The sequence below is a fragment of the Streptomyces amakusaensis genome (assembly GCF_039532665.1).
Classification (GTDB): Bacteria; Actinomycetota; Actinomycetes; order Streptomycetales; family Streptomycetaceae; genus Streptomyces; species Streptomyces amakusaensis.
The window spans coordinates 224086-238725 of record NZ_BAAASB010000009.1 but is presented as its reverse complement, the minus strand read 5'-3'; the positions used below and the strand labels follow the sequence as shown (position 1 = coordinate 238725).

Sequence of the window (14640 nt, the reverse complement as noted above, 5' to 3'; positions counted from 1 at the left end):
CGGGTACGTACGCGGGCATGAAGCCCACCGCCACCTACCGGCTCCAGCTCCAGCCCCGCTTCCCCTTCGCGGCGGCCGAGGCGGCCGTGCCGTACCTCGCCGGGCTCGGCGTCTCGCATCTGCACCTCTCCCCCGTGCTGGAGGCGGTCCCGGGTTCGGCGCACGGCTACGACGTCACCGATCCCACCCGGGTACGGGAGGAGCTGGGCGGCGAGGCCGGTCTCCGCGCGCTCGCCCGGACCGCCCGCGACCACGGTCTGGGGCTGGTCCTGGACATCGTGCCCAACCACATGGCCGCCGTCCCCCGGTACAACCGCGCCCTGTGGGACGTCCTGCGGCACGGCCCCGGATCGCCGTACGCCCGCTGGTTCGACATCGACTGGGAGGCGGGCGGCGGACGGGTGCTGCTGCCGGTGCTCGGCGGCCGGCTCGGCGAGGAGAGCGCCGCGATGCGCGTCGAGTCGGACGTGCTCCACTACGGCGAGCACCGCTTCCCGCTCCGGGGGACGACCGCCGCGCTGCCGCTGCCGGAACTCCTGGACGCCCAGTGGTACCGGCTCGGCTGGTGGCGGCTGGCCCGGACCGAGCTGGCCTATCGCCGCTTCTTCACCGTGTCGGAGCTGATCGGGGTGCGTGTGGAGGACCCGGAGGTCTTCGAGGCCACCCACGCCAAGATCGTGGAACTGGTCCGGGACGGGGTCGTGGAGGGGGTGCGGATCGACCACCCCGACGGGCTCGCCGACCCGGAGGAGTATCTGCGGCGGCTGGACACCGCCCTCGGACCCGGCTGCTGGACCGTGGTGGAGAAGATCCTCACCGGCGAGGAGCGGCTGCCCCCCGGCTGGCCGGTGGACGGCACCACCGGATACGACACCCTGCGCCGCGTCGACGGCCTCTTCGCCGACCCCGACGGCTGCCGCGAACTGCTCCGCCGCCACCGCGAGTTCTCCGGGGCCGCCGACGACCTGGGCGGCAGCTGGGAACCGACCGTCCGCCGGGCCGCCCACCGTGTGATCACCCATGAGCTGGCCGCCGAGGTCACCGCGCTGACCCGGCTCGCCGAACGGGTCTGCGCCGGTGACCCCCGGCTGCGCGACCACGCCCCCTGGGCGCTGCGGACCGCGATCCGCGAGCTGCTGATCCGGGTGCCGGTCTACCGGCCGTACCGGACCGGGGCCGAGGAGGTCCTCACCCCCGGCGCGGCGACCGCCGCCAAGGCCGCCTTCCCCGTCCCCGAGGAGGCCTCGGCGGTCGACGTCGTACGGGAGCTGGCGCTCGGACGGCTCGGTGAGAGCCCCTCGCGGGACGCCTTCCGCGCGCGGTTCGCGCAGACCGCGTCCGCGCTGCGCGCCAAGTCCGTCGAGGACACGGCCTTCTACCGTCATACGCCGCTGATCTGCGCCAATGAGGTCGGCGGTGATCCCGGCCGGCCCTTCGTCGAGCCGGAGGAGTTCCACGCGTACGCCGAACGGCTGGCGCGCGACTGGCCCGCCACCGGCACGGCGCTGACCACGCACGACACCAAGCACAGCGCGGATGTACGGGCGAGGATCGCCGTGCTGTCCGAATGCCCGGAGCGATGGACCGCCTTCCTCGCCGCCGTCACCGGGGAGACGGCGGGGCGCGCGGGCGGGAGCGCGCCCGACCGGCGGCTGGCGTGGACGGCCTGGCAGACGGCGATCGGCCTCGGCCTCGATCCCGATCCCGATCCCGGCCTCGATCCCGACTCCGACTCCGACTCCGGCTCCGGCTCCGGCTCCGGTCCCGCTCGCGGCGAGCGGCTGGGGCGCGCGCTGCTCAAGGGCGCGCGGGAGGCCGCGCTGCACACCACCTGGACCGAGCCGGACCAGGAGTACGAGAGCGCTCTCGCCGCCTTCGTGGCGGCCGGGCCCGCCGGGCCGCCGCCGCGCTCGGCGCTGCGCCTCGCGCGCGGACTGGAGCCGTACGGGCGGGCGAACGCGCTGGGCGCGGCGCTGCTCCAGCTGGCGATGCCGGGGGTACCGGACCTCTACCAGGGCACCGAGCGGGACTGCCGCGCCCTGGTGGACCCGGACAACCGGGAGCCGTTCGCACAGGGGCCGCCGGACGAGAAGACGGCGCTGACGCGCGCGGCGCTGCGGCTGCGCCGGGAGCGGCCCGGGGTGTTCGGCGCCGCGGGAAGTTACGCGCCGCTGCGCGCGGCCGGGCCGGCCGCCGCGCACTGTGTCGCCTTCTGCCGCACCGGCGAGGTGGTCGCGGCGGTCACCCGGCTCTCGCTCGGTCTGGAGCGCGCGGGCGGCTGGCGGGAGACGGAGCTGACGCTGCCCGAGGGCCGGTGGGACGATCTCCTGCTGGAGGGAAGGGAGTTGACGGGCGGCGCACCGGTGCGGCTGGCGGAGCTGTTCGCGGACCGTCCGGTGGCGCTGCTGAGCCGCCGGGGCCCGGCGGTCAGGGAGCGGTGAGCCGGAAGCTCATCCGGCCGAAACCGACCATGTCGCCGTCCTGGACGACGACCGAGCCCGCCACCCGCCGCCCGTTGACGGTGGTGCCGTTGGTGGAGCCGAGGTCGCGGAGGACCCATACGCCGCCGCGCAGGGCGAGTTCGGCATGGGCCCGGGAGACCGTGTCATGGCTGAGCCGCAGGCCGTTGCCCGGGTCGCGGCCGATCCGCAGCGCGAACGGGCCGGTCTCGGGCAGCAGCAGCGGCGGCAGCTTCTCCGTCTGCCAGGCCCTGCGCAGCCGTACGAAGAACGCGGACGCCTCGCCGACCGCGCCGACCATCCGCTGGGCGACGCCCTCCGGCCGGGCGCGGACGCCGAGGTCGGCGGTGAGCACCCGCAACTCCTCCGGACGGCTGGCGACAAGGGCCAGTTCCATCCGGCGCAGGAAGGTGTCGTGCGAGAGCTTGCCGTCGGCCGCGCCCTCCCTGAGCACACCGACCACCCGGTCCCGCTCGGCGTCGGAGAGCCTGACGGCCGGAGCGGGGTACGTGGGGAACTCAAACGACGACGTCACTCGGTGATTGTCCGCCCCACGGGCGCGCGCTGTCCAGAATCGGGGAGGTTCCGGTCATCTTCGGCACCTTGGCTGACCTGCACGGAAGCGCCAGTTCCGGCCAGTTGGAAAAGAGTGAGCGCGGGCGCTGTGGTCGTGTACAGTCCTGGCAACGCCAACGACAGACGGAGAGGAGGCGAGTGCCGTGTTCATCCCATCGTTCCCGCGCTCCCGCCCCGTCCGCCCGGCGTTCGCAGTCTGACCGGGAGCGCACCACCGCTTCTCCGGAGGACTTCTTCCATGACCGATCTGGTCATCCGCGCGCTCGACGAGAGCGACGCCCATCTCTTCGACTCCCTGCCCGATCCGCTCGGCGTCGGCCGTGCCCTCGCCCATGCCGTCCACCGGCCCGAGTGGAAGCGCGTCGCCCTGCGCGACGGCCGCGTCGTCGCCCGGGCCGCCTGGTGGGGCCGTCCCGGCGACTTGGAGCCCTTCACCATCAACTGGTTCGACGTCGCCGAGGGCGAGGAGGAGGCGGGCGCGGAGCTGCTGCGCACCGCCCCGTACCGCGTCGAGTACCAGCTGATCCTGCCCAGGAACTGGCGCGAGGACCCCGAGGCGCACGCCGCGGGGCAGGCCCGGCTGCGGGCCGCCGAGGCGGCCGGAATGCGGGTGCTGGTGGAGCGCTACCAGTACCGGTGGACGCCCGAGTGCGGGCTGCCCGCGCGGCCGGGGCGGCTGGTCTTCCGGCCCGAGCCCGACGACGAGGTCTTCTTCCGGCTGCTCCGCCGGATCCACTCGGCGACGCTCGACGCGCACGCGCTCCTCGACATCGAGGAGGGCGGGCTCGACCGGGCGGCCCAGGCGGAGCTGGACTACTTCCGCGCGTGCGACTCGCCGCGCGAGTGGTGGCGGCTGGCCCACACCGCCGACGGCGAGCCGGTCGGGCTGCATGTCCCGGCGCGCATCCACGCGGGGCCGTGCGTCGGCTTCATCGGCGTCCTGCCGGAGCAGCGCGGCCACGGCTACGCGTACGACCTGCTCGCGGAGTGCACGCACACGCTGGCCGAGCAGGGGGCGGAGCACATCCTGGCCGCCACCGACCAGGGCAACTTCCCGATGGCGGCGCAGTTCGCCCGCGCCGGGTATCCGATCGTCGACGAGCGCGTCCATCTGGTGCCGGGACCCGACGACGGCCGGTAGCCGCCGGTAGCCGGTGACAGGCGCGGGGCCGCCGGGAGATCTCCCGGCGGCCCCGCGGCGCGCCCGTTGACCCCAATGGCCGAGGGACCCCGCCCGCGGGGGCCGCAGTCGCCAGGATGGACCCCGCCGGACCCGGACCGGACGGACCGGACCCGGGTGCGGGCCGGGCCGTCCGGCCGACGAGGAAGGGACCGCCAGTGCTGTTCGAGGTGTGGGCGCCGAGGGCGAAGGAGCGGGTCGCGCTGTGGCTGGCGGGCGTGGAGCACCCGATGACGCCGGTGGCGGGCCGGGCCGGCTGGTGGAGCGCCGAGGCCGCCGCGCCGGAGGGAACCCGCTACGGATTCGCCCTGGACGGCGGCCCGGTGCTGCCCGACCCCCGCTCGCGCCGTCAGCCGGAAGGACCGGACGGCCCCAGCGCGGTGGTGCTCCCCGGCTCGTACGACTGGCGGCACGAGTGGCCCGGCCGGGCGCTGGCGGGCGCGGTCCTCTACGAGCTGCACATCGGCACCTTCACCCCCGAGGGGACGCTGGACGCGGCGGCCGGCCGGCTCGCGGACGTGGCCGGCCTGGGGGTGACGCACATCGAGCTGATGCCGGTCTGCCCCTTCCCCGGCACACACGGCTGGGGGTACGAGGGGGTGTCGCCGTGGGCGGTCCACGAGCCCTACGGCGGGCCCGAGGCGCTGAAGCGCTTCGTCGACACGGCCCACGGCCACGGCCTGGGCGTGGTGCTGGACGTGGTGCACAACCACCTCGGCCCCTCCGGCAACCATCTGCCCGCCTTCGGGCCGTACTTCACCGACGCCCACCGCACCCCCTGGGGCGCGGCGGTCAATCTCGACGCGCCCGGCTCGGACGAGGTGCGGGCCTATCTGCTGGGCAGCGCGCTGGCCTGGCTGCGGGAGTACCGGCTGGACGGGCTGCGGCTGGACGCGGTGCACGCGCTCGCCGACGGCAGGGCGCTGACCTTCCTGGAGGAGCTGGCGACGGCCGTCGGCGCGCTCGGCGCGGAGCTGGGGCGACCGCTGTTCCTGATCGCCGAGTCCGATCTGTGCGACCCCCGGACGACGACGCCGGTGAAGGCGGGCGGCATCGGGCTGCACGCCCAGTGGAACGACGACTTCCATCACGCCCTGCACTCCGCCCTGACGGGCGAGTCCCAGGGGTACTACGCGGATTTCGCGCGGGCCCCGATGGCGGCGCTCGCCAAGACGCTCACCCGGGCCTTCTTCCACGACGGCACGTACTCCTCCTTCCGGGGGCGGGTGCACGGCCGGCCGGTGGACACGGACCGCACCCCCGCCCACCGTTTCGTCGGCTACGCGCAGACCCACGACCAGATCGGCAACCGCGCGCTCGGCGACCGGCTCTCCCGGTCCCTGGACCCCGGGACGCTGGCGTGCGCGGCGGCGCTGGTGCTGACGGGCCCCTTCACGCCGATGCTGTTCATGGGCGAGGAGTGGGGGGCCCGTACCCCCTGGCAGTTCTTCACCGACCACACGGACCCCCGGCTGGCCCGAGCGGTGCGGGAGGGCCGGCGCGCGGAGTTCGCCGCGCACGGCTGGGCCGTCCTGGACGTGCCCGACCCGCAGGACCCGGCGACCCGCGACCGCTCCTGTCTGGACCGCTCGGAGCGCTCGCGCGAGCCGCACGCCCGGCTGCTGGCCTGGCACCGTGAGCTGATCGCCCTGCGCCGGAGCCATCCGGATCTGAACGATCCGGATCTGGCCTCGGTACGGGTGGACCACGACGAGCGGGCGCGCTGGCTCCTGGTGCGGCGGGGCGGGCTGCGGATCGCGGTCAATCTGTCGGACGGCCCGGCGGCGATCCCGCTCGGCGGCCCCGCGCGGGTGCTGGCGTCCTTCGGGTCGGTGACGGCCCCGGGGGCGGACGGGGTGCTGCGGCCGGCGGCGCGGGCCTGCGCGGTGCTGGCCGCGGAGTGAGCCCGGCGGATCAGACTCCGCCGCCGCCCCTCAGCCGCTCCAGCAGTTCCTGGAAGTCGTCGCCGACCACGATCCGCAGCCCTTCGCCGTCCTCCTCGCGGGCGCTGAGCTGGGTGAGCGTGCCCTCGCGCCACCAGTAGACGAAGGGGCTGATCGCGCCCGGGGTGTCGACGTACCCGGTGGCGGCGAAGGCGGCCATGGCGTTGAGCGCGGGGATCGCGCCGGCGTCCTTGATGACGTGGAAGGCGAGCTGGTGCCGGAAGGGTATCGCCACCAGCGCGCCGTCGGGGGTCAGCTCCTCCCCGGTGGTCTCGCGGACGACGCTCTCCAGGGTGAGCACCCGGCTCGCGGTGTAGAAGGAGTCGCCGAGGATCACCTCGAAGCGCATCCCGGCGTCGCCCTTGACGCTCTCGTGTCCCTCGACGGGCAGGCCGCGCAGATTGTAGAGGGCCTGTTCGCGCAGGTAGCGAAGGCTGCCGAGAGGTTCGAGGGCGTCGTCGGTGAGCATCATGACGCTCTCCGGGAGATCGAGCGCGATGATCTCGTACAGTCCGGGCGCGGGAGAGCGCGCGTAGTCGAAGTTCTCCGGGTCGAACCCTTCGGAGCCGAGGACCCGGGGGTAGAGCTGGGAGCGGATCTGCTCGGTGGAGAGGGTGTCGAGCGCGGAGGGGGCGTCCATGGTCCGCAGCACCATGCCGACGTGCCGGCGGACCAGCTCGGGCCAGGCGCGCGGGCCCCGGTCGTCGTTGTGGAGGACGGCGGCGAGGTTGGCGAGGCCGAACTGCCGGCCGGAGTTGTCGGAGACCATGTCCGGGTGGAGGAGGACTTCGAGGCCCTGTTCGGCGAAGGCCTCGCGGACCAGGGCGCGGAAGCGCGCGCCCTCGTCGGCGGAGAAGTAGGCGAACTCGGGGTCCCGGGGCGCGTCCCGTCCGTCGCGCTTCGGCCTCCGCCGGAACAGCCCCACGTCAATCCGCCTTTCGTTCGCCCCTGGCTCTCTCGAGCCCGGAGCCGCCCCCGGGAGGTCCGCCCCGCCTCGGTCCACCGTCTGTGAGCGTACCCACCCGGGTCCGGTCCACCCCGGCCAGGGGAGGTCAGGGCAGGGTGACGACCAGGTCGGCGCGGTCCCTGCCGAGGGCGACCAGCCGGGCGTTGGGTTCGTCGGAGCGGGCCGTCCAGCGTTCGGCGTGGGCGCGGTCCCTGCCGAAGCGCACATGGCGGTCGACGAGACGGCGCACCCGGACCTCCGGGTCGAGTTCCAGGTACCAGACCTCGTCGAGCAGCGGCCGGACCGCCGACCAGGGGCCGTCGTCGTGGAGGAGGTAGTTTCCCTCGGTGATCACCAGGGGGATCTCCGGCGGTACGGCGACACTGCCCGCGACCGGCTCCTCCAGCGCGCGGTCGAAGGCCGGGGCGTAGACGGTGACACCGGGCGCGCGGGCGCGGAGCCGGGTGAGCAGCGCGGTGTAGCCGTCGGCGTCGAAGGTGTCGGGCGCGCCCTTGCGGTCGGCCCGGCCGAGGCGCTCCAGGGTGGCTCCGGCGAGGTGGAAGCCGTCCATCGGGACGAGGGCGGCCCGTCCGTCCAGGGCCCGGCACAGCCGCTCCGCGAGGGTGGACTTGCCCGCTCCGGGCGCTCCGGCGATACCCAGGATCCGCCGCCGGCCGGGGACGGCGAGGGCGGCGGCCCGTTCGAGCAGGCCGGGCGGGAGGGCGGTCACCACCCCATTGTCCCAGGCGCTGAATCCATGGGGAGACGGCCTAGGGTGGGGCCATGTCGATGATCGCCCTGGTCTCCCTGGTCGTCCGTGAGTACGACGAAGCCATCGCCTTCTACACCGGCGCGCTCGGTTTTGAACTGAGCGAGGACACGCCCCGGCCGGACGGCTCGCGGTGGGTGGTGGTGCGTCCGCCGGGGGCGGGCGCGGGGACCGGGCTGCTGCTGTCCCGGGCGAAGGACGAGGCGCAGCGGGGGTGTGTGGGCGCGCAGACGGGCGGCCGGGTGGGGTTCTTCCTGTACACGGAGGACTTCGCGGGCGATCACGCGCGGATGCTCGCCGCGGGCGTCCGTTTTCTGGAGCGCCCGCGGCACGAGCCGTACGGCAGTGTCGCGGTCTTCGAGGACCTGTACGGCAACCGCTGGGACCTGCTGGAGCCCGCGGGCCCCTGAGCCGGTCAGTCCTTGTCGGGGGTGAGCCGCAGGGAGATGGAGTTGATGCAGTAGCGCTGGTCGGTGGGGGTCGGATACCCCTCGCCCGCGAAGACGTGGCCGAGGTGCGATCCGCAGCGCGCGCACCGGACCTCGGTGCGGAGCATTCCGTGGGACCGGTCCTCGATCAGTTCGACCGCGTCGGTGTCCTTGGGGTCGTAGAAGGACGGCCAGCCGCAGTGCGAGGGGAATTTGGTGTCCGAGCGGAACAGCTCGGCGTCACACGCCCGGCAGGAGTAGACACCCTCCGTGGTGGTGTCCGTGTACTCGCCCCGGAAGGCGGGCTCCGTCCCGGCCTGCCGCAGCACCTGGTACTCGGCGGGGGTCAGCTCCGCGCGCCACTGCTCGTCCGGCTTGTCGATGTCGTACGCCATGAAAACCGCTTCCTCAGCTCGACAGACGGGCGAGGATCTCAGGTCCGAGGTCCGTGACGTCACCCGCGCCCATGGTGAGAACGAGATCGCCGGGCCTCGCCATTCCCGCGATCGTCGCCGGGATCAGCGAGGGGTCGCCGACGGGGGTGGCGTCCGCGCCCGCCGCGCGGGCCGCCTCGGTGATGAGGGCGCTGGTGACGCCGGGGATCGGGTCCTCGCGGGCCGGGTAGATCTCCAGGACCAGGGAGGCGTCGGCGAGGGCGAGGGCCTGGCCCATCTCCTTGCCCAGCTCCTGGGTGCGGGAGAAGAGGTGGGGCTGGAAGACGACCAGCAGCCGGGCGTCCTCGGCCGCGCCCCGCATGGCCTCCAGGTCGGCGATCATCTCGGTGGGGTGGTGGGCGTAGGAGTCGATGACCTGGACGCCCGCCGCCTCGCCCTTGAGCTGGAGGCGGCGCTTGACCCCGGTGTACTTGCCGAGGGCGGAGGCCAGATTGTGCGCCGGGACGCCGAGGGCGACTCCGGCGGCGAGCGCGGCCACGGCGTTGTGCGCGTAGTGGCTGCCGGGGACGGAGACGGTGAAGGTCAGGAAGCGGCCGTCGACGACCACGGTGACCTCGCTGGAGAGTCCGCGCGGGGTGATCCTGTGCACACGTACGTCCGCGTCGGGCGACTCGCCGTAGGTGACGATCCTCGGCCCGGACTCCGGGGCGGACTCCGCCCCGGACCGGGCGCGCAGCCGGGAGGTCAGCTCGACCGCGCCCTGCTGGTCGGCGGAGATCACCAGGGTGCCGCCGGGGACGATCTTGCCGGTGAAGGTCTCGAAGGACTCGTAGATCTCGTCCATCGAGGCGTAGTTCGCGTGGTGGTCGAGTTCCACGTTGAGGATGATCGCGACCTCGGGGTCGTACTTGTGGAAGCTGCGGTCGCTCTCGTCCGCCTCGGCGACGAAGATCTCGCCCTCGCCGTGCCGGGCGTTGGTGCCGGGGCCCTCCAGGTCGCCGCCGATGGCGTACGAGGGGTCCAGGCCGAGCGCGGAGAGCGCGACGGCCAGCATGGAGGTGGTGGTGGTCTTGCCGTGGGTGCCCGCGACGGCGATCGGGCGCAGTCCGGTCATCACGGAGGCCAGCGCGTCGGAGCGGTGGACGACCGGGACGGCGAGTTCGGCGGCGCGCAGCAGCTCGGGGTTGTCGGCGCGGATCGCGCTGGAGACCACGACGCAGCTGGCGTCGTCGGCGAGGTGCCCGGCCTCGTGTCCGATGTGGACGGTGGCGCCGAGGGCCCGCAGGGCGTCCGCCGTCGGGGATTCCTTGCTGTCGCTGCCGGCGACGAGCGCGCCGCGCCGGGCGAGGATCTTCGCGATGCCGGACATTCCGGCACCCCCGATGCCGATGAAGTGCGGGCGTTCCATGGCGCTGGGGATGGCGGGTGCCATGCGTGTGTCTCCAAGGTGTACGACGGTCGGTGCGGCCTCGCCCCGTCGCGGCACCGGTGCCGCGACGGGGCGAGGGCCCAGCCTATTCGCTGTGCGCGAAGAGTTTGAGCACCGGTACGCCGACCTTGTGCCGCGCCCGGGAGGCCCAGTCCCGGTGGAAGAACTCCTCCACGTAGTGCGGCGCGGTCAGCACGATCACCTCGTCGGCCCCCTTCTCGGCCACCAGGGCCGTGAGCCGGTCCAGCGGGTGGGCCTCGACCACCTCTCCCTCCGCCCGGCAGCCCGCCGCGCGCAGGGCGGCGACGGAGAGTTCCAGGCCTCTCTCGGCGGGCTCCCTGGCCTCGCCGCCCTCGGGCTCCTCGCCCTCGTGGACCGCGTCCTTGAGTTCGCCGAGCGCCACGTCGTCGATCGCGCGCAACAGGACGTCGGCCTGGTCCCCGCGAGGTTGCAGCAGCACGATGAACGAGACCGCCTCTTCCCCGTGCAGGGTGGTGACGAAGTCCACGTCCTCGGGCGTCAGGGGCTTTTCGATCATCAGTACGCTTGTGAACACGTCAGGACCCTTCTGCAAAAACCATCCTTCCCCGTGCCCGCACGGGGTCTGCAGAGATAAGTGTGCCCAGTCGAAGCTAACCGGAACGGCAAATTCCGCTGATTGTCAGATGCGGCCGTAGCGAGCGAAAAGGAAGCCCGCCTCCTCCAGGAGCGAGGTCGGCGCGAACCGCTCCGGAACGGCCGCCCCGGGCCCGCCCGCGATCCGCTGGGAGTCCCCGGCGGTCATGGTGGGCGAGAGGGTCAGACACAGCTCGTCCAGGGTCCCCGAGGCCACGAACTGCCCCAGCAGCCTCGGTCCGCCCTCGGTGAGCAGCCTGGTCAGTCCCCGCTCCGCGAGCGCCGCCACCGCCGTCGCGGGGTCCACGCCCGGGCCGTCCCCGGCGACCACCACCCGCGCGCCCGCGCGCTCGGCGGCGCGGACCCGGTCCGCCGGCGCGGCGGCCCCGGTCAGGATCAGGGTCGGCGTCAGCGGCTCGGTGAACAGCGGCAGCGAGAAGTCCAGCCCCAGCGAAGCGCTCACCACGGCGATCGCGGGCGCGGGGCCCTGGCCCGCCGCCTCTCTGCGGGCGGCGAAGGCCTCCCGGGCGCGGGCCGGACGGTAACCCTCCAGGCGTACCGTTTCCGCACCCACCACGACCGCGTCGGCCAGCCCCCGCAGGGTGCCGAAGATCCGCATGTCGGCGGCGCAGGACAGCGGCTGCGAGCGGCCGTCGTGCTGGGCCGCGCCGTCCAGCGAGGAGACCATGTTGGCCCGCAGCCACGCCCCCGGGGTCCGCCCCTCCCCCGGGACGGCCACCGGATACGCGTAGGCCTCGGCCAGCTCGTCGAGGGACCACTCACGGTCGTCGGCGGGTGTCTGGTGGGTCACAGGGAGCAGGCGTCGCATGGGGGCAGTGTGGCACGCCCCTTACAGTGGGGAATTGTGTCCACCCGTGTTGCAACCGTCATGACCAGCGGCGTTCCGCAGTCACTCTGCGAACGCAGGCCCCACGTCCCCGCCGACCGGCTGGTCCAGGAGATGCAGCCGCCACCGCGTTTCGACGCCGTGCGCTTCGACACCTATGTGCCCGATCCGGGGCAGCCGAGCCAGGCGGCGGCCGTCGCCGCCCTCGGCTCGTTCGCCGCCGGGCTGGGCGGGGCGCACCCGAGCGGCTCGGGCCGCCGCCGGTGGTTCGCGAAGAAGCCCGCCGCGCCGGCCGGCCCCCGGGGCGTCTACCTCGACGGCGGCTACGGCGTGGGCAAGACCCATCTGCTGGCCTCCCTCTGGCACGCCACCCCGGCCGATCCCTCGCTCAAGGCCTTCGGCACCTTCGTCGAGCTGACCAATCTCGTCGGCGCGCTCGGCTTCCAGGAGACCGTGAGGACGCTGAGCGGACACCGGCTGCTGTGCATCGACGAGTTCGAGCTGGACGACCCGGGCGACACCGTGCTCGTGTCGAGCCTGCTGAAGAAGCTGGCCGAGGCGGGTGTGGCGCTGGCGGCCACCTCCAACACCCTGCCCGGGAAGCTCGGCGAGGGCCGGTTCGCCGCCGCCGACTTCCTCCGGGAGATCCAGGGGCTGTCCGCGCACTTCCTGCCGCTGCGGATCGACGGCGAGGACTACCGCCACCGGGGGCTTCCCGAGGCCCCCGCGCCGTACTCCGACGAGGTGGTCACGAAGACCGCGTACGCCACCGACGGGGCGTCCCTGGACTCCTTCCCCGGGCTGCTGGAACATCTGGCGCGGATCCATCCCAGCGGTTACGGAGCCCTCACCGAGGGGCTGAGCATGGTCTGTCTGACCGGTGTCGGCCCGGTGCCCGACCAGTCCACCGCGCTGCGGCTGGTCGTCCTGGCCGACCGGCTCTACGACCGGGAGGTTCCGGTGCTCGCCTCCGGTCTCCCCTTCGACCGGCTCTTCAGCGAGGAGATGCTGAACGGGGGTTACCGGAAGAAGTACTTCCGGGCGATCTCCCGTCTCACCGCCCTGGCCCGTGACGCGAGGGAACTCCCGGGGCAGTAGGTTCGGGGAGTAAACAGCTTTCCGTCTGAAGGGATTCACACCATGGCCACCACGCGCACGGCACACACGGTCTGGGAAGGCGAACTGCTCAAGGGCTCGGGCACCGTCACGTTCGACTCCTCCGGCATCGGTTCGCAGCCGGTCTCCTGGCCGTCCCGCGCCGAGCAGGCCAATGGCAAGACCAGCCCGGAGGAGCTGATCGCGGCGGCTCACTCCAGCTGCTTCTCGATGGCCCTCTCGCACGGTCTGACCGGCGCGGGCAACCCGCCGGCCCGTCTGGAGACCAAGGCCGACGTCACTTTCCAGCCGGGTGAGGGCATCACCGGTATCCACCTCACCGTGCGCGGCGAGGTGCCCGGTCTGGACGCCGGGGCGTTCGCCGAGGCCGCCGAGAACGCCAAGAAGAACTGCCCGGTCAGCCAGGCGCTGACGGGCACGACGATCACGCTCACGGCCGAGCTGGTCTGATCCTCGGTACGGCGGAGTCCCGCCGTACCGCACGAGGTGCCGTGACCCGCACGGTTCACGTGCCGCGAGGCGCGTGCTACACACGTGCGGGTCACATCTCTGTCCGCCAGCAGGGAGCTGCCTCATGTCAGCGACACGCCGTCAGCTGCTCGCCCGCACCGGTGCGCTGAGCGCCGGAATAGCGTTCACGGGCGCGCTCTCCGAACTCTTCACGACCACCGCCGCCGCCCGGGGCCGCCGGGGCCACGGCCCGCTCGTCCCCGACCCGGCGGGAATCCTCGATCTGCCGCACGGCTTCCGCTACTCGGTGCTCTCCCGCGCGGGCGAACCCATGCTCTCGGGCGAGGGACCGGTCCCCGGCCGGCCCGACGGCATGGCCGCCCTCGCGGGCCGCCACGGCCGGGTGCACCTCGTACGCAATCACGAGAACCGCCACACCTCCTCGCTCGGCGTGCCGGCCGTCGAAGGTCTCACCTACGACCCGGCGGCCCGGGGCGGGTGCACCGCCCTGGAGCTGGACAGCGGAAACCGCGTCCGCTCCGAACGGGTCGCCATCGCCGGCACGGCCGTCAACTGCGCGGGCGGGCCCACCCCCTGGGGCACCTGGCTGACCTGCGAGGAGAACGAGGACAAGGCCGGCGTCAACGGCTACACCAAGGACCACGGCTTTGTCTTCGAGGTGGACGGCGCCGATCCGCGCCGCACCGGGGCGGTGCCGCTGACCGCGATGGGCCGCTTCCAGCACGAGGCCGTCGCCGTCGACCCCCGGAGCGGGATCGTCTACGAGACGGAGGACGCCTTCCAGCGGCCGTTCGGGCTCTTCTACCGGTTCCTGCCCGGGAAACCGCTCGGCGGCACCGGTTCGCTGCGCGCGGGCGGCGAACTGGAGGCCATGCGGGTGCCCGGCGTGCCGGATCTGTCCGCGATCGACGAGCCGGGCGTCAGCTTCGACCGGGTGGAGTGGGCACCGGTCCCGGACAGCTCGGCGGCCCTGACGCCGATCCGGCTCCAGGACTTCGGGCCGAGGGGGATCACCCACGCGCAGAAGCTGGAGGGCTGCTACTGGGGCGGGCGCTCGGTGTACTTCGTCTCCAGCTACGCCCGCGCGGCGGAGGGCTCGGCCGGCGACCACCACGGGCAGGTGTGGCGGTACGAGCCGGACCGCCGCCGTCTCACCCTGGTGATCGTCTTCGGCCCGGACACCGATGTCCGGCTGCCCGGGGAGTCCCCCGACAACATCTGCCTCGCGCCCGGCGGCGGACTGATGGTCTGCGAGGACGGCGACGGCGCTCAGCACGTCTACGGGCTGACCCGGCACGGCGAGGTGTACCCGGTGGCCCGCAACCGGCAGAACACGGGCACCCCCGAGGCCCCGCAGTGGGGCGAGTTCGCCGGGGTGGAGTTCTCGCCGGACCGGGAGACGATGTACGTCAACGTCTACCGGCCCGGGACGACCTTCGCGATCACCGGGCCCTGGGACTGAGCCG

General features: G+C 73.5%; 14 protein-coding genes. 7 read left to right on the top strand and 7 right to left on the bottom strand.

The annotated features are described in order from the left end of the window. The first annotated feature begins 17 nt into the window (after nucleotides 1-17). Entirely contained in the window at nucleotides 18-2441 is a 2424-nt protein-coding gene (treY, locus tag ABD371_RS18310) for a malto-oligosyltrehalose synthase (RefSeq protein WP_344478206.1), read from the top strand. Here the strand turns inward: treY and ABD371_RS18305 are convergent. After that, the gene (locus ABD371_RS18305; RefSeq protein WP_344478204.1) at nucleotides 2428-2994 is read right to left on the bottom strand and encodes an FHA domain-containing protein; all 567 of its coding nucleotides are present in this window, start codon (nucleotides 2992-2994) and stop codon (nucleotides 2428-2430) included. The two genes, treY and ABD371_RS18305, sit on opposite strands and share 14 nt — an antisense overlap. 279 nt (nucleotides 2995-3273) lie before the next feature. On the opposite strand from ABD371_RS18305, the gene ABD371_RS18300 reads away from it, so the two are divergent. Together ABD371_RS18300 and treZ are read left to right on the top strand one after the other, a co-directional pair. Next, complete coding sequence (locus ABD371_RS18300) at nucleotides 3274-4176, top strand: GNAT family N-acetyltransferase (protein WP_344478201.1); 903 nt, start codon at nucleotides 3274-3276, stop codon at nucleotides 4174-4176. Between the two features lie 197 nt (nucleotides 4177-4373). Further along, nucleotides 4374-6119, top strand: coding sequence for a malto-oligosyltrehalose trehalohydrolase (gene treZ / locus ABD371_RS18295; RefSeq protein WP_344478199.1), 1746 nt, complete (start codon nucleotides 4374-4376; stop codon nucleotides 6117-6119). A 10-nt stretch (nucleotides 6120-6129) separates the two neighbouring features. Here treZ and ABD371_RS18290 read toward each other — a convergent pair whose 3' ends face one another. Both ABD371_RS18290 and ABD371_RS18285 read right to left on the bottom strand, forming a co-directional pair. Continuing rightward, nucleotides 6130-7083: a DUF1444 domain-containing protein gene (locus ABD371_RS18290; RefSeq protein WP_344478197.1), complete on the bottom strand. Its 954-nt coding sequence runs from the start codon at nucleotides 7081-7083 to the stop codon at nucleotides 6130-6132. A gap of 127 nt (nucleotides 7084-7210) precedes the next feature. Then, nucleotides 7211-7834 carry a nucleoside/nucleotide kinase family protein gene (locus ABD371_RS18285; protein WP_344478196.1) on the bottom strand — a complete coding sequence of 208 codons (624 nt, stop codon included), beginning with the start codon at nucleotides 7832-7834 and terminating at the stop codon, nucleotides 7211-7213. A 53-nt stretch (nucleotides 7835-7887) separates the two neighbouring features. On the opposite strand from ABD371_RS18285, the gene ABD371_RS18280 reads away from it, so the two are divergent. Continuing rightward, nucleotides 7888-8283, top strand: a complete 396-nt coding sequence (locus ABD371_RS18280; RefSeq protein WP_344478193.1) for a VOC family protein — start codon at nucleotides 7888-7890, stop codon at nucleotides 8281-8283. Nucleotides 8284-8288: 5 nt separating this feature from the next. Here ABD371_RS18280 and msrB read toward each other — a convergent pair whose 3' ends face one another. The 4 genes from msrB to ABD371_RS18260 all read right to left on the bottom strand — a co-directional run bounded on the left by msrB (nucleotide 8289) and on the right by ABD371_RS18260 (nucleotide 11569). Beyond that, complete coding sequence (msrB, locus tag ABD371_RS18275; protein WP_344478190.1) at nucleotides 8289-8696, bottom strand: peptide-methionine (R)-S-oxide reductase MsrB; 408 nt, start codon at nucleotides 8694-8696, stop codon at nucleotides 8289-8291. 13 nt (nucleotides 8697-8709) lie between these two features. Then, nucleotides 8710-10128, bottom strand: coding sequence for a UDP-N-acetylmuramate--L-alanine ligase (murC, locus tag ABD371_RS18270; RefSeq protein WP_344478188.1), 1419 nt, complete (start codon nucleotides 10126-10128; stop codon nucleotides 8710-8712). Between the two features lie 82 nt (nucleotides 10129-10210). Further along, nucleotides 10211-10663 (bottom strand): indole-3-glycerol phosphate synthase, encoded by a 453-nt coding sequence (locus ABD371_RS18265; protein WP_190123664.1) that lies wholly within the window; start codon nucleotides 10661-10663, stop codon nucleotides 10211-10213. A gap of 123 nt (nucleotides 10664-10786) precedes the next feature. Next, nucleotides 10787-11569: a pyrimidine reductase family protein gene (locus tag ABD371_RS18260; protein ID WP_344478186.1), complete on the bottom strand. Its 783-nt coding sequence runs from the start codon at nucleotides 11567-11569 to the stop codon at nucleotides 10787-10789. A gap of 60 nt (nucleotides 11570-11629) precedes the next feature. On the opposite strand from ABD371_RS18260, the gene zapE reads away from it, so the two are divergent. The 3 genes from zapE (at nucleotide 11630) to ABD371_RS18245 (ending at nucleotide 14636) form a co-directional block, all read left to right on the top strand. Continuing rightward, complete coding sequence (gene zapE / locus ABD371_RS18255) at nucleotides 11630-12685, top strand: cell division protein ZapE (protein ID WP_344478432.1); 1056 nt, start codon at nucleotides 11630-11632, stop codon at nucleotides 12683-12685. 42 nt (nucleotides 12686-12727) lie between these two features. Continuing rightward, the gene (locus tag ABD371_RS18250; protein WP_190123666.1) at nucleotides 12728-13153 is read left to right on the top strand and encodes an OsmC family protein; all 426 of its coding nucleotides are present in this window, start codon (nucleotides 12728-12730) and stop codon (nucleotides 13151-13153) included. Between the two features lie 124 nt (nucleotides 13154-13277). Next, nucleotides 13278-14636: an alkaline phosphatase PhoX gene (locus ABD371_RS18245; RefSeq protein WP_344478184.1), complete on the top strand. Its 1359-nt coding sequence runs from the start codon at nucleotides 13278-13280 to the stop codon at nucleotides 14634-14636. Nucleotides 14637-14640 lie beyond the last annotated feature (4 nt).

Bases quoted from the DNA above. Each gene is read 5' to 3' on its own strand.
- treY (WP_344478206.1), top strand. From the start codon at position 18: ATGAAGCCCACCGCCACCTACCGGCTCCAGCTCCAGCCCCGCTTCCCC.
- murC (WP_344478188.1), bottom strand. From the start codon at position 10,128: ATGGCACCCGCCATCCCCAGCGCCATGGAACGCCCGCACTTCATCGGC.
- ABD371_RS18265 (WP_190123664.1), bottom strand. From the start codon at position 10,663: ATGATCGAAAAGCCCCTGACGCCCGAGGACGTGGACTTCGTCACCACC.
- ABD371_RS18280 (WP_344478193.1), top strand. From the start codon at position 7,888: ATGTCGATGATCGCCCTGGTCTCCCTGGTCGTCCGTGAGTACGACGAA.
- msrB (WP_344478190.1), bottom strand. From the start codon at position 8,696: ATGGCGTACGACATCGACAAGCCGGACGAGCAGTGGCGCGCGGAGCTG.
- ABD371_RS18260 (WP_344478186.1), bottom strand. From the start codon at position 11,569: ATGCGACGCCTGCTCCCTGTGACCCACCAGACACCCGCCGACGACCGT.
- ABD371_RS18245 (WP_344478184.1), top strand. From the start codon at position 13,278: ATGTCAGCGACACGCCGTCAGCTGCTCGCCCGCACCGGTGCGCTGAGC.
- ABD371_RS18300 (WP_344478201.1), top strand. From the start codon at position 3,274: ATGACCGATCTGGTCATCCGCGCGCTCGACGAGAGCGACGCCCATCTC.
- ABD371_RS18250 (WP_190123666.1), top strand. From the start codon at position 12,728: ATGGCCACCACGCGCACGGCACACACGGTCTGGGAAGGCGAACTGCTC.
- zapE (WP_344478432.1), top strand. From the start codon at position 11,630: ATGACCAGCGGCGTTCCGCAGTCACTCTGCGAACGCAGGCCCCACGTC.